The organism is Thiofilum sp. (assembly GCF_016711335.1).
Taxonomy (GTDB): domain Bacteria; phylum Pseudomonadota; class Gammaproteobacteria; order Thiotrichales; family Thiotrichaceae; genus Thiofilum.
Map to the genome: position 1 here is coordinate 3,912,028 of NZ_JADJTF010000001.1, position 14,416 is coordinate 3,926,443.

Sequence of the window (14,416 nt, forward strand, 5' to 3'; positions counted from 1 at the left end):
TAATTAGACTCTAGCGCGAGCCGACTGCATCAATGCCAACATCTCCACCATCGCCTGACGAATCCCGACAAAGATCGCCCGCGCCACCATCGCATGCCCAATATTGAGTTCACGCATTTCAGGAATTTGGGCAATCGCTACCGTATTTTGATAATCCAAACCATGCCCTGCATTCACTCGAATCCCTAAACTATGCGCAAGTTCTGATGCTTTTTGAATACGCTCTAATTCACGTAATTGCGCATCTCCTTTAGCATTCGCATAAGTCCCCGTATGTAACTCAATCACCGGAGCACCAATATCCGGTACGCGGCGAATATGCTCTAAATCGGGTTCAATAAATAGTGACACCCGCATACCTTCATCTAATAAACGCTGAGTACAATCCTGAATCCGCGCAAAGTGATGAATCACATCTAGCCCCCCCTCGGTCGTCACTTCCTCACGTTTTTCAGGCACTAGACAAATATCATGGGGCTTGACATCACAGGCAATACGCACCATTTCTTCAGTTGCGGCAATTTCAAGATTAATACGTTTAGTGCAGAGCTGTTTAATGTCATACACATCTTTATCCTGAATATGACGACGGTCTTCGCGTAGATGAATAGTAATCGCATGCGCCCCCGCATCTTCGACTAAACGCATCGCCTCCATTAAATTCGGATAAGGCGTGCCGCGTGCTTGGCGTAACGTAGCGATATGGTCAATATTGACCCCTAATTCGAGTGGATGAGTCATTACAATAATTGCCTTGCATAAAGAGTTTTACCATTGAGGTGATAATACATCATTTGATCGAGTACTTGGCGCAACTCACGGCGTTGTTCGGTATTTAAACTATCCGGTTGCCTTAAAGCGCACAATAGCTGTCCTGAAATAGTAAATCCTTTGTCCTTAGTCACTGCGTGTAGCGGCACTATGCCGTGATTAGGATGGAAGCGATAAACACTTTGCGGATTCAACCTTTCACCGCTAAAGTCATCCAGCTCTAAATTCAGTAATTGATTATGCTGCTCTAAAAAAGCCAGCTCAAATTGATTCAGCAACGACACATTAGGCTGAGTATGTAGGGCTTCTAACAGGGTATGATACAGATGAAATAACTCTGGCAATGCCTGCCCTATTTCTAAACCGCGCAATAAAATTTCAGTCGCATACGTGCCCTGAATCAAGGCAGCCTCTTTTAAAGGAAAACGTTGTATTTCATCGACATCAAATAAAGTAAACACCTCACCACGTCCGCGCCAACGCACATCCAATAAACGTAAGGGTTCAAACACCGCGCGTAATCGATCCGCTTGCGCTTTAGAATATTTAGCAATACAGGTAATTTTGCCGTGTGATTCAGTAAATAAATCCAGCAATAAACTTTGCTCTCGAAAGGGTTTACGGCGTAACACAAAGGCTAGGGATTGAACGTCTTGTGACACAGCACTCGCCTCTTAAGAAATAATGTCATACCCATCAGAGCTAAGTAACAACCTAGGGGTATTGTTTTGGAGAAGTCTAGGCGGCATGGATGCCGCCTTGAAGCGTACAGGGATGTATTTACAGCGTCTTCGGAAAAATAATGCCCCTAGGTTGTTACGACTGTGTATACCTAACTAACGTGAAATACCCAACTGCTGCAAATGCCTTGGGCTATTTTCCCAGTTTTCCTCTAAGCGCACCCAGAGCTTCAACATCACTTTACGCTCTAAAAAATTCTCTATCGAAATCCGTGCCGAGCTACCGATACGCTTTAAGGACTCACCCTTATGACCGATAATAATACCCTTTTGACTCTCACGACTGACCCAAATCGCCGCATCAATCTCAATGATCTTGCCCTTATCCTCAAAACGTTCGACTTCTACCGCCGTAGAATAAGGCAACTCCTGATGCAAATAAGTCATTAACTGCTCACGCACCAATTCACCACAAATAAATTTGGTAGACTGATCGGTAATATCATCATCCTCATAGGCCCACTCACTTTCTGGCATCAGCTCTAATAAAGTGCGCTGTAATTGAGGAGTATTAATCCCTTTAGTCGCTGAAAGCGGAAATACTTCCTGAAAATCACGCTTAGTATGTACCATTTCTAGCCAAGCCAGCAGCATCTCTTTATCCGACACCCGATCCACTTTATTAGCAATCAAAAACACCGAACATTTCACATGAGCTAAACGTTGTAAGACCAAATCATCTTCTTCTGTCCAGCGCATCGCCTCTACCAGCATTAAGACCGCATCGACTTCTTCTAGCGCTGCCACCGCTTCCATATTAATGGTCTTATTCAGCAAACTTTTACTGGTTTTATGAATACCCGGCGTATCCACAAACACAATTTGCACCTCACCCTCGGTCAAAATACCACGAATATTATGGCGCGTGGTTTGGGGCTTATTAGCAATAGCAGATACTTTCGCCCCGATTAAATGGTTCATTAAGGTAGATTTACCGACATTAGGGCGACCTGCAATCGCTACTAATCCGTATTGCTTCATAAAGTTCTCACTATTTCAAAGGCAAGACCCGCAGCATCTTGCTCGGCTTTGCGACGACTATTGGCTAAGCCTTCAGTACGAATTTTCAAGGCGGGAATCACACATTCGGCACGAAATGACTGCTTATGCGCCTCGCCCGTCACATCTAATAAATGATATTGGGGTAAGTCCATACTACGGGATTGTAAATATTCTTGTAGACGGCTTTTGGGGTCTTTTAAATCGTCCTCGGTAGGTAAGTCTCTCAGGCGCTGCTCATAAATTTTAAGCACAAACGCTTGTGCTTCAATCAAATTACGCTCTAAGTAAATACAGCCAATTAAAGCTTCTAAAGCATCCGCTAGAATCGACTTACGCCTAAACCCACCACTTTTTAATTCACCCGGCCCTAAACGTAAAAAATCACCCAAACGAATATCACCTGCTAATTGCGCTAAGGCATTTTCATTCACTAAAGAGGCCCTAAGCCTACTTAAATAGCCCTCACTAGCACGCGGGATGCGTTTATAAAGCTCCGTGGTGATAATAAGCCCTAGCACACTATCACCAAGGAACTCCAAGCGTTCGTTGTTTTTGCCGTCCGCACTACGATGAGTAATGGCGCGTTTAAAACTATCCGTCGCCATTAATGCTTGATCAATTAATTTATCCAGTCGTTCCACACTCACTATCCTAGATGAGAGGGTGGGATATTATTCAATCCCACCTACACGCCCTAACGAAGGCCAAGTACTGCCAATATTCCAATGCAACCACACAAATACCGCTTTACCTACTAAATTTTCTTCGGGCACAAACCCCCAATAACGGCTGTCATTACTATGATCACGATTATCGCCCATCATAAAGTAATGCCCCGCTGGAACCATTAAATCTTGAATCGGGCTAGGAACATTGGGATCAATTAAAATATCGTGTTGTTTGCCATTTAACGTTTCTTTGAAACGTAAAGCCACATTATCCCCCTGATCACCGCCCGGAATAGGAATATAGTCCCCTAACTCAACGCGCTCCACCGGAATACCATTCACACTGAGTACTTTATCGTTAATGGTAATACGATCTCCGGGGACACCTATAACGCGCTTAATAAAGTCGATATTAGGGTCTTGTGGAAAACGAAAGACCGCTACATCGCCTACTTTAGGCTCACCCGTTTCCATAACTTTATTGTGCACTAAAGGTAAACGCACGCCATAGGCAAATTTATTCACTAAAATAAAGTCACCAATTTCTAAAGTCGGCAGCATAGATCCCGAAGGAATGCGAAACGGCTCCATCACAAAGGAGCGTAATACTAAAACGACGAGCAGCACCGGAAAAAAAGATTTCGCGTAATCAACTATAATCGGTTCGGTTTTAGCAGGGGGTTGTTTGCGTGTTTTGAGCCAATAGCCTAACCAAATTAAACCCGATACTACGGTTAACGTGACTAGAATTAACTCTAGATCCAATAAATTCATACTCGTTTCCATTATTAATTACTTATCGCCGACTTTGAGTACTGCTAGAAACGCCTCTTGTGGGATTTCAACATTACCCACTTGTTTCATGCGCTTTTTACCCGCTTTTTGCTTTTCCAATAATTTACGCTTACGGCTCACATCGCCACCATAACACTTAGCCAATACGTTTTTACGTAAGGCTTTGACGGTCGTGCGGGCAATAATATTAGTGCCAATCGCGGCTTGAATTGCTACTTCAAACATTTGACGCGGGATAATATCCTTCATGCGCTCGGTTAACTCGCGCCCGCGTTGCTGGGCAAACGCTTTATGTACCATAAGAGATAAAGCATCGACTCGATCACCATTGATTAAAATATCTACTTTAACCATAGGTGCTTCTTCAAAACGGTCTAGTTGATAATCAAACGACGCATAACCACGACTTACTGATTTCAAACGATCAAAGAAATCCAGTACTACCTCATTTAAAGGCAAATCATAATTCAGCGTGACTTGATTACCGAGGAACTGCATTTGAGTTTGAGTACCACGTTTTTCAATACACAGATTCATGACATTACCCACATATTCTTGTGGGACTAAAATCGTGCCTTTAATAATCGGTTCGCGGATTTCTTTAATACTGGTGACCGCCGGTAACTGTGCCGGATTATGAATCTCTAGGGTTTCGCCTGCGGTGGTGATCACTTGATACACAACAGTAGGGGCGGTAGTAATCAGATCTAGATCATACTCACGCTCTAAGCGTTCTTGCACGATCTCCATATGCAGCATCCCTAAAAAGCCACAGCGGAACCCAAAACCTAAGGCTTGAGAGGTTTCAGGCTCATAGTATAAGGCTGAGTCATTGAGATTGAGCTTTTGTAAGGCTTCACGTAAATCTTCATACGCATCGGACTCTACTGGGAATATACCCGCAAAGACGCGCGGCTGAATCTCTTTAAATCCGGGCAAAGGCTTATCAGCGGGACGCTGCGCATCGGTGAAAGTATCACCGACTTTAGCGCCGTCTAGCTCTTTAATGCCTGCAATGAGAAAACCCACCTCACCTGCACGTAAGATTTCCGTATCCGTCATTTTGGGAGTAAAAATACCCACCCGCTCGACTTGGAACTCACGTCCGGTCGCCATCGCTTTAATTTTTTGCTTTTTGCGAATCTCACCATCTTTAATACGAATCAGCGACACTACACCCACATAGTTATCAAACCATGAATCGACAATAAGGGCTTTTAGAGGAGCTTCAGGATCACCTTTAGGCGGTGGGATACGCTCTACTATTTGTTCGAGCACCTCTTCAATACCAATCCCTGTCTTAGCACTACAAACCACTGCATCATGGGCATCTAGGCCGATGATTTCTTCAATCTCTACCTTGACACGTTCAGGATCAGCAGCAGGTAGATCAATTTTATTGAGTACCGGAACCACCTCAAGGTCTAAATCAATCGCGGTGTAGCAATTGGCAACACTTTGCGCCTCCACCCCTTGAGAGGCATCAACGACTAATAATGCTCCCTCACAGGCTGCTAAAGAGCGCGATACTTCATAAGAAAAATCCACATGCCCCGGCGTATCAATGAAATTTAGCTCGTAGGTCTCGCCTGTTTTTTTACTGGTGTAATTGAGGGAGACACTTTGTGCCTTAATAGTAATACCGCGTTCACGCTCTAAATCCATTGAGTCGAGTACTTGCTCCGACATTTCACGGTCAGTTAAACCACCACAGACCTGAATAAAACGATCCGATAAGGTGGACTTACCATGATCAATATGGGCAATAATGGAGAAATTACGGATATTTTGATTCGCTTCACTCATGCTGCAATGCTAGCCTCAATGCCTGCTCATCAAAAAAGTGATAACACAATACTTCACCTTCGTATTCCACCACAGGAATATCTACATGATAACGTTGGCGAATCATTGGTTCGGCTTGATCAATGTCAGACAGTTTAATGTCAAAATTCAATTCACTTTGCAGACCTTGCAAAGCGGCTATCATATCATCACATAAATGACAGCCGGGGCGATAATACACGGTTACGAGGTTTTTTGCTTGAATCAATCGTGGACTACTCGGTTTAATTTACTTTCAAGGCAATAAAACGCGCCGCGCCCTGCCGATTGACTAATAAGGGAATCATGCGTGCGCGGGGCAAGTTTTGGACTAAAGTGGCTAATTGTGCGCGAGAATGAATAGGTTTGCCATCGATTAGCGTCAGAATATCACCCGCCTCTATTTTGGCTGAAAGAGCAGGCTCACTCACTACTTTATCGACTGCCACTCCCTGTTTGAGCTTCAGCACTTGCTTATCTTTATGATTTAATTCACTTAGCTCCATACCTAATAAGGTGCTAGCTGACATAGGTTCAGGTTGTGCAGGAGGCATTAAATCCTCGACCGGTAATTCAGGAGCGGGTAACTCACTCACCACTAAGCTCAGTGTTTGGCGTTGTCCATCGCGCATAATAGTGAGATAAACTGGCGTTCCTGCGGCAGTCATACCCACTATGGAAGGTAATACCGCAGCATTCGGTACCGGTTTACCATTAAACTCTAAAATCACATCTCCAATATGGAGTATCCCTTCAGCAGGTCCACCTTCGGTCACCTGTGCAACTAATGCACCGGTGGGCTTTAATAAATTAAAAGACTCTGCCAGTTCTTGATCTACATCTTGGATATAGACTCCCAACCATCCGCGTGACACATAGCCCTGAGTTTTAAGCTGTTCAATCACACTCATAGCCACTTTAATAGGGATAGCAAAGGACACCCCCATAAAGCCTCCCGAACGACTGTAGATTTGCGAGTTAATACCCACTACTTGACCGGCTAAGTTAAATAAAGGACCACCAGAATTGCCCGGATTGATGGCTACATCGGTTTGAATAAAAGGTACGTAATTATCGCTCGGCAAATTACGCCCTAAAGCACTCACAATCCCCGAGGTGGCACTGTGATCAAAGCCAAACGGGGAACCAATCGCTAATACCCATTCCCCCACTTCGAGACGATCTGAATTACCCAATTTAACCGTTGGTAAATTTTTAGCACTCACTTTAAGCAATGCGACATCAGTACGTAAGTCACTACCAATCAACTGCGCCTTAAATTCGCGTCTATCACTAAGTTTTACCGTAATTTCACTCGCCTTAGCCACGACATGATGATTAGTCACAATATAGCCATCGGCAGATAAGATAAAACCAGAACCACGCGGATTGGTATCAAAGGGGACTGATTGTCCGCGCTCATCAAAAAAGCGCCGATATAATTCGTCAAATAACTGCTCGGAATTAAGGGGATCGGTTTGATCAGGGGCGAGATTAGTACTTTGCGTCGTAATATTAACCACCGCCGGACTGGCACGCTTTACTAGCTGTGTAAATTGCGGGAGATTATGCGCTCCTACAGAATGGGTAAACAAACATAACCCTAGAATCAACCCAAACCAACGTTGATACATCAAACTGCTCCTGACTGCCTATTCGTGCTCTAATACTTTCGGCTTATTATTATTTTATGCTGTTACTTCAGGTTAGCGCTATGAAAGTGTATAGAGTGAATCTCATTTTGTTTACGCAAAATAACGGGTTGAAAGTGTTCTAGGTGTTTCGACCAACTTGCTAAATAATGAGCCAATCTCAACCCCACTCCTAACCCAATAGCACCTGCCAGCATAGCCCCTATATCGCTATTCCAATCTAATAGGCTAAATATATAAGATCCTAATAAAGCAGCGATTAACAAACCCAACAAGGGTAGTGCATAAGCCAGTAATGAGTAAAATAAAAAAGCTTCACTTTTTAAACCTACCACGACTTGCTCACCCACTTTGGCATACACCGGATTCATTACCTTGACGGCTTGCTGTTTAGGGCGTAGCCATTCGGTTAAGGATAAACTAGAGCAAGTGCTTTTGGCATTGGTACAGGTTTGGCAAGAGTGGCTATCTTGAGGCATTACCCAAGCATAACCCGGTTCATTAGCGATGATGACCGCATGTTGTTCAATCATGGTCAGCGCCCCCATATTGTTGTTATTAGCAAATTGCCCACAGGCTGACTCAGAGGCTGAGATAACGTTTGAGTATTGAGCAATTCTATAGGTGATTAAGGGGTATATTTAAGCCCATCTACAATAGCTTCTAAAGTTGACTCTGGCACTTCCCCCATCAATGTGATCATATAGTTGCCAACTTCACGGGTCAATATATTCATCGCCCCCGAAGTATAGATCGATTGCGCCGCCAAACCCTCATCCTCTCCTTTGCTATCCGCAAAGATAGAAACTGAGGTCATGCCATCAGAAACAATAATTTGCGTTCTAGTGGCAGACTGTTGAATTTCAGCAATTTTCTCAAAGCCTAAGGGTAACTTAGCAAAGCTCCAACTATGGGTATTGTTTTGTTCTAGAGGCACTGCATCTAAGACTGGAGCGGCGGCTAATGCAACTGCATCTACCCTCCCTTCTGACTCAGCAGCGGTAGCGGTAGGCTCTGTGGTCAACTCAATTTCGGTAAACATTAATTGCTCAACCACAGCTTTATTGCGATCCATCAGCGAATACTTTAATAACATGCCCGTGTGTGGATCGATGCAATAGCGATGTAAATAACGCATTGCATCTTTAGGACGTGCTACCACCACTTGGCATTCAATATTAGCTACCCACTCCTGTGCACCTAAATCAAATGAGTAAGCTTTTTGAGTTTGAGGCTGGAGTTTATTATAAGTAGACAAAGAAAAGCTTTTTGCTTCCTCTGGAGTACTAGCTACATCTCGACCCGTTTTAGGATCTAGATAAACTACACTTTCTTCTCCACCTTGTGAGGAGTGCGTAATTCTAAAGGTAGCTAAATTACTATCTTGTTGATAAACCAGCTTACCTTGATAATTCAGTTGCCGCGCCGAGGATTGCATCAGCTCTAATAAATCCAAAGCAGAATCAGCGGCTGCTACCTCAACTGTACTCATACTCAGGCACAAACCTAGCTTGGCTAACAGAGATATTTTATTCACACTATTGCTCATTGGTTGTAAGACACGGCGCGTACTGTGGGAACTACACTGGTAGTCGAAGCATAACGAATATGATCTTTAATATACGATCTCAATAAGGCTTGCGTTTTAGGATCGAGACGGCTAATAGAACGGGCTGTTTTTGCAGAGGGCGCTACAGGAAGTTCAGCCGTATTGAAGGCAACCGCTTGAACGACTACGGGCGTAACGGGAGCACTAACAGCTACCTCAGCCACAGGGTTAGGAGTGTTTGCAGCGTTATTGAACATCAACCCTGCCGCCATGATTACCGCCCCTAAACTAGCGGCTGCCCCGTACTGCATGACCGTGCGCCACATCGGTGTGACTTTGGCTAGGTTGGCTTCTGTTACTATCGGAGTAGGGACAATATTAGGGGTGGCAATCTCATCATCAATAGCCGCATGAATACCGGCTAGGAAATCTCTTTTTTGCACAGGGGCATGGCTCTTACGCAATACCTCACCCGTTAAAGCATAGCGCCTCCACGTCGCTACTAATTCATCATCTTGTTTGAGTTCGTTTAATAGGCGACGGCGCTCAAAATCACCCGCCTCATCATCTAATAAGGCCGATAATAATTCGTATTTAGTCACATTCATTTGCATTTCACCTAAGCTTTCCAGACCACTTTCTTTAATCTTCCAAGAGTGGTTTCAGTACTTTATCAATTGCCTCTCGAGCACGGAAAATCCGCGAACGCACCGTACCAATAGGACAATCCATCACCAGCGCAATCTCATCATAACTCATACCCTCAATCTCACGCAGTAAAATGGCGGTCTTAAGATCTTCGGGCAAAGCTTCGATAGCAGTACTTACCGCTAGTTCAATTTCCTCGCGTAATAACTCATGCTCGGGCGTCCCATACTCTTTTAGAGCAGACTCACCCTCATATTGTTCCGCTTCATCTGCATCAATATCGACACTCGGTGCACGCCGTCCCTCGGATACTAAATAATTTTTGGCGGTATTTATAGCGATTCGATACAGCCACGTATAAAACGCACTTTCACCACGAAAATTTTTTAATCCACGATAGGCTTTAATAAAGGTTTCTTGCGCCACATCAAAGGCTAAATCATCATCACGCACATAGCGATGAACTAGACTAACGACCCGATGTTGGTATTTCAAAACCAGTAGATCAAACGACTTTTTATCACCCGCCTGAACTCTCATTACCAGTTCCAGATCGGTTTGGCTTTGCTCCATTAGGAGGCTACTCCTTAATTACTTATAGTCATAACATCGTAGGCGGGATTGCTAATAGTCAAGAGACAAATAGTAAATGCACTCTAATGCGCAGTGCGCTACTGGTTTGACTCTTATCTGCAAAATCAACATGCTTATTTATAGGCGCTATATGCTAACCTGTCGTCACAAGGAATAGAATACAATCCCCCACCCAGTTGAGGCATAAAATATATGTATGATGTATTAATCATTGGTAGTGGAGCTGCTGGTTTAACACTAGCATTGAGCCTACCTAGCTATTTAAGTATTGCCATACTGAGCAAAGAAGAGGCTACAGAAGGCAGTACGGTTTATGCTCAGGGGGGTATATCGGGGGTAATGGATGAAGATGACAGTTTTGCCGCGCATATTGCTGACACTTTAGATGCGGGAGTTGGCTTATGTGATCCAGAGGCAGTGCGTTTTATAGTAGAAAATAGCCGCCGTGCCGTACAGTGGCTGGTTAATCTAGGTGTTCCTTTCACCCGTGAAAATAATCAATCCAATGCTCCTTTGCATTTGACTCGTGAGGGAGGGCATAGCCATCGGCGTGTGGCACATGCGGCTGATGCCAGTGGAGCCGCTATTGAAACTACTTTACTCACCTCCGTCCGGCAACGTTCTAATATTGAGGTATTAGAGCACCACATTGCTATTGATCTGATCACCACTCGAAAATTAGGCAAACGCGTCAATCGTTGTGTAGGTGCTTATGTCTTGGATAAACAACAAGACCTGATTAAATCCATGGGTGCACAAGTCACTATTCTAGCCACTGGAGGCGCTAGTAAGGTGTATCTATATACCAGTAATCCAGACGGAGCCAGTGGTGATGGCATTGCGATGGCTTGGAGAGCAGGCTGTCGGGTGGCTAATATGGAATTTATGCAGTTCCATCCGACCTGTTTGTATCATCCCCAAGCCAAGTCACAACTGATTACAGAAGCGGTACGAGGTGAAGGTGGTCTATTACTTTTGCCAGATGGTACGCGTTTTATGCCACAATTTGATCCGCGTGCCGAACTCGCTCCACGCGATATAGTGGCGCGTGCCATTGATCATGAAATCAAGCGCTTGGGCATCAATAGTGTTTTTTTAGATATTAGCCACAAATCGCGTAATTTTATTATTCAGCATTTTCCTAATTTGTATGAAATGTGCTTAAGCTTTGGTTATGACATGACTAAAGAGCCTATTCCGGTAGTACCTGCTGCACACTATACCTGTGGGGGCGTTATTACTGACCTCACGGGGCGCACAGATTTAGCGCAATTATATTGTATCGGTGAAAGCGCCTACACCGGACTACATGGCGCCAATCGCCTAGCGAGTAATTCGCTTTTGGAATGTATTGTACTAGGTCAAGCCGCTAGCCAAGATATTACTAAACAGTTTCACGATAAGGTATTCCCTCCCCTCCCCCCCATACCTGCTTGGGATGATAGTCGTGTGATTGACTCTGATGAGAATGTAGTTATTCACCATAACTGGGATGAGGTAAGACGCTTTATGTGGGATTATGTGGGGATAGTACGCACGACCAAACGCTTGCAACGGGCGCAGAATCGTGTGCGCTTATTATTAAGTGAGATTAATGAATACTATGCCCATTTCTCTTTAACCAGTGATTTAGTTGAGTTACGTAACCTAACCTTGGTAGCATCCTTAATTATTCGTTCCGCTCTGATGCGGCATGAAAGTCGAGGCTTGCATTATACACTTGATTATCCTACGCGTGATCCACAATTAGATGGTTTACCTACAGTGCTTGATCCACTTAGTGCTTACTATTGGCACTGAAATTACTGTATGATGCTGCCCCCTAAACTTAAGTACATAGGCTAAGGTATGAATCTCAGTGCACTCACGGCAATCTCTCCCCTAGACGGACGCTATGCTGATAAAACAGCCGCCTTACGCCCTTGGTTTAGTGAGTATGGGTTGATTTATCATCGTGTATTAGTGGAAATTCATTGGCTGCAAGCCCTCGCTGATTGTGCCGACATTCCTGAAGTACCTAGTTTCAGTGCTGATGCTAAGCAGTTTTTACAACAAATCATCGCGCAGTTTAATAATGCCGATGCTGAGCGCATTAAAACTATTGAACGCACTACCAACCATGATGTAAAAGCCGTTGAGTATTTTCTAAAGGAAAAAATCGCAGCTCAACCAAAATTAGCTCAAGTTAGTGAGTTTATTCACTTTGCCTGTACCTCTGAAGATATTAATAATCTGTCACATGCGTTAATGCTTAAAGGCGGCATAGAGCAAGTGATTAAGCCTATATTGCAGGCTACTTTGACTAAGCTCACTTCTCAAGCACACGATTATGCGGCGATTCCTCTGCTTTCTAGAACCCATGGACAACCTGCATCCCCTACCACTTTAGGTAAGGAATTTGCCAATGTGGTGTATCGTTTACAGCGTCAACTCCAACAGTTAGAGCGCATAGAGTATCTGGGTAAAATCAATGGAGCCGTCGGCAACTATAATGCACACTTGAGTGCCTACCCTACTATTCAGTGGGCAGAATTTGCGGAAAACTTCGTCAGCAGTTTGGGGCTAAAGTGGAACCCCTATACTACTCAGATTGAACCTCATGATTATATTGCTGAGTTATTTGATAATGTAGTGCGTATTAACACTATTCTAATCGATCTGAGTCGTGATATTTGGGGCTATATTGCTTTGGGGCACTTTAAGCAAAAGGTCATTGCAGGCGAGGTGGGTTCATCCACTATGCCACATAAAGTAAACCCTATTGATTTTGAAAATGCTGAAGGTAATTTTGGTATTGCGAATGCTCTAATGACTCATTTAGCACAAAAATTACCCATTTCGCGTTGGCAACGCGACCTAACAGACTCCACTGTATTACGCACACTGGGCGTGGGTTTAGGGCATAGTTTAATTGGTTATCAGTCCCTACAAAAAGGCTTAAATAAACTGGAAGTGAATCAAGCGCATCTCACAGCTGAATTAGAGCAAAACTGGGAAGTATTAGCCGAACCCATTCAAACCGTCATGCGTCGTTACGGGATTGAACAGCCCTATGAAAAACTCAAAGCCTTGACTCGTGGGCAAAAAATTACGCCCGCCCTACTCCAGCAATTTATAGCAGGCTTAGCCTTACCAGATACCGTCAAAGCAGATTTATTAAAGCTAACCCCCTCTACTTATTTAGGTAGCGCTATTCAACAAGCACAAATTCGATAGCTTAAATGAACCCCACTTGATCTGAAGAGGTTTTAATTAAATGAATTTAAAACCTCTTTTATTAGGTTTTTATTAAATTGTTTTAACTTTTCTATTGTGCACTTATTTGTTAATAATTAACTAACTCACCTATTACCCTATAAGCCATGGGTCTTATACACGCTCACCCTAAAAGCAAGTCATTTAGCCTCATCCTGCATTAGAACCCCCCTTCCTAGGCATGCTAAATCTACCCCTATTTTGATTAAATGTTGATATTGACAAATATATTTTTTATTAAAAAAGGTTTTATAAAAACAACAAAAAAATCATAGGGTTAAAATTAAAGCTCTCTCACCCTAGCTGATAGTTAATTCACTTTTATTGCTTTAATCATCTAGCTTAATACTTTTTCTAAGCGGGTCTCTTTAAGCATTGATACTTAACAACCATCAGCTAAAGCTGAAGGGTTCGCTAAAAGGACTAAAGTCCGGATACGGGTCGAATAGACCCGTCTAGCCTTCTGTCTTAAAGTTATCCTCTAACCTCGGTTCAAAGTGATGCTCTAAATACGCCTTAATCATCTCAGCACTCAATTCCCCTGAAGTCGCACAAAAATAACCCCGCGCCCAAAAATGCTGTCCCCAATACCGCTTTCTTAAATCCGGGTAGCTTTCAAAGATTTTTGCCGCACTTCGACCCTTAATTCGGCGCATGATCTCGCTCGGTGCTAGCTCCGGTGGCACCGATAACAACAAATGCACATGATCCTTGCTCACCACCCCTTCACTATTTCTATCTCAAAGGCTTGACAGGTTTGACGGATCAACTCCCGTATCTTTAACCCCACATCCCCTTTCAGTACCGGATAGCGGTATTTCGTCACAAATACAAAGTGATACTCAATCCGGTAGACGGTGTGGCTTCCATACCGATACTCCATCTCTCACGACCTCATGCCAACCTTCATCCAGCTAG

At 43.8% G+C, this 14,416-nt stretch carries 14 protein-coding genes and 1 pseudogene; 2 read left to right on the forward strand and 13 right to left on the reverse strand.

The window, feature by feature from the left end:
- Positions 1 to 3: 3 nt before the first annotated feature.
- The 12 genes from IPL34_RS18290 to rpoE all read right to left on the reverse strand — a co-directional run bounded on the left by IPL34_RS18290 (position 4) and on the right by rpoE (position 10,222).
- Positions 4 to 741, reverse strand: coding sequence for a pyridoxine 5'-phosphate synthase (locus IPL34_RS18290; protein ID WP_296842936.1), 738 nt, complete (start codon positions 739 to 741; stop codon positions 4 to 6).
- On the reverse strand, positions 741 to 1,433 hold the full coding sequence (gene recO / locus IPL34_RS18295) for a DNA repair protein RecO (protein ID WP_296842937.1): 693 nt from the start codon (positions 1,431 to 1,433) through the stop codon (positions 741 to 743). The genes IPL34_RS18290 and recO overlap by 1 nt, the downstream gene beginning before the upstream one ends.
- Before the next feature lie 174 nt (positions 1,434 to 1,607).
- Positions 1,608 to 2,492 (reverse strand): GTPase Era, encoded by an 885-nt coding sequence (gene era, locus IPL34_RS18300; RefSeq protein WP_296842938.1) that lies wholly within the window; start codon positions 2,490 to 2,492, stop codon positions 1,608 to 1,610.
- A complete protein-coding gene (rnc, locus tag IPL34_RS18305; RefSeq protein ID WP_296842939.1) occupies positions 2,489 to 3,154 on the reverse strand; it encodes a ribonuclease III in 666 nt (221 codons plus the stop codon). Before rnc ends, era begins: the two co-directional genes overlap by 4 nt.
- 30 nt (positions 3,155 to 3,184) lie before the next feature.
- Positions 3,185 to 3,955 carry a signal peptidase I gene (lepB, locus tag IPL34_RS18310; RefSeq protein WP_296842940.1) on the reverse strand — a complete coding sequence of 257 codons (771 nt, stop codon included), beginning with the start codon at positions 3,953 to 3,955 and terminating at the stop codon, positions 3,185 to 3,187.
- Positions 3,956 to 3,973: 18 nt separating this feature from the next.
- Positions 3,974 to 5,782, reverse strand: a complete 1,809-nt coding sequence (gene lepA / locus IPL34_RS18315; protein ID WP_296842941.1) for a translation elongation factor 4 — start codon at positions 5,780 to 5,782, stop codon at positions 3,974 to 3,976.
- On the reverse strand, positions 5,775 to 6,029 hold the full coding sequence (locus IPL34_RS18320; RefSeq protein WP_296842942.1) for a glutaredoxin family protein: 255 nt from the start codon (positions 6,027 to 6,029) through the stop codon (positions 5,775 to 5,777). Before IPL34_RS18320 ends, lepA begins: the two co-directional genes overlap by 8 nt.
- Before the next feature lie 16 nt (positions 6,030 to 6,045).
- The gene (locus IPL34_RS18325; RefSeq protein WP_296842943.1) at positions 6,046 to 7,434 is read right to left on the reverse strand and encodes a DegQ family serine endoprotease; all 1,389 of its coding nucleotides are present in this window, start codon (positions 7,432 to 7,434) and stop codon (positions 6,046 to 6,048) included.
- Between the two features lie 62 nt (positions 7,435 to 7,496).
- Positions 7,497 to 7,985: a SoxR reducing system RseC family protein gene (locus tag IPL34_RS18330; protein WP_296842944.1), complete on the reverse strand. Its 489-nt coding sequence runs from the start codon at positions 7,983 to 7,985 to the stop codon at positions 7,497 to 7,499.
- A gap of 95 nt (positions 7,986 to 8,080) precedes the next feature.
- Positions 8,081 to 8,944 (reverse strand): MucB/RseB C-terminal domain-containing protein, encoded by an 864-nt coding sequence (locus IPL34_RS18335; protein ID WP_296842945.1) that lies wholly within the window; start codon positions 8,942 to 8,944, stop codon positions 8,081 to 8,083.
- Positions 8,945 to 8,997: 53 nt separating this feature from the next.
- Complete coding sequence (locus IPL34_RS18340; protein ID WP_296842946.1) at positions 8,998 to 9,609, reverse strand: sigma-E factor negative regulatory protein; 612 nt, start codon at positions 9,607 to 9,609, stop codon at positions 8,998 to 9,000.
- Between the two features lie 34 nt (positions 9,610 to 9,643).
- A complete protein-coding gene (gene rpoE, locus IPL34_RS18345; protein WP_296842947.1) occupies positions 9,644 to 10,222 on the reverse strand; it encodes an RNA polymerase sigma factor RpoE in 579 nt (192 codons plus the stop codon).
- Positions 10,223 to 10,435: 213 nt separating this feature from the next.
- On the opposite strand from rpoE, the gene nadB reads away from it, so the two are divergent.
- A complete protein-coding gene (gene nadB / locus IPL34_RS18350) occupies positions 10,436 to 12,043 on the forward strand; it encodes an L-aspartate oxidase (protein ID WP_296842948.1) in 1,608 nt (535 codons plus the stop codon).
- Between the two features lie 48 nt (positions 12,044 to 12,091).
- Entirely contained in the window at positions 12,092 to 13,459 is a 1,368-nt protein-coding gene (gene purB / locus IPL34_RS18355; RefSeq protein ID WP_296842949.1) for an adenylosuccinate lyase, read from the forward strand.
- Between the two features lie 494 nt (positions 13,460 to 13,953).
- Here purB and tnpA read toward each other — a convergent pair.
- Positions 13,954 to 14,381, reverse strand: a pseudogene (tnpA, locus tag IPL34_RS18360) (IS200/IS605 family transposase).
- Between the last annotated feature and the right edge of the window lie 35 nt (positions 14,382 to 14,416).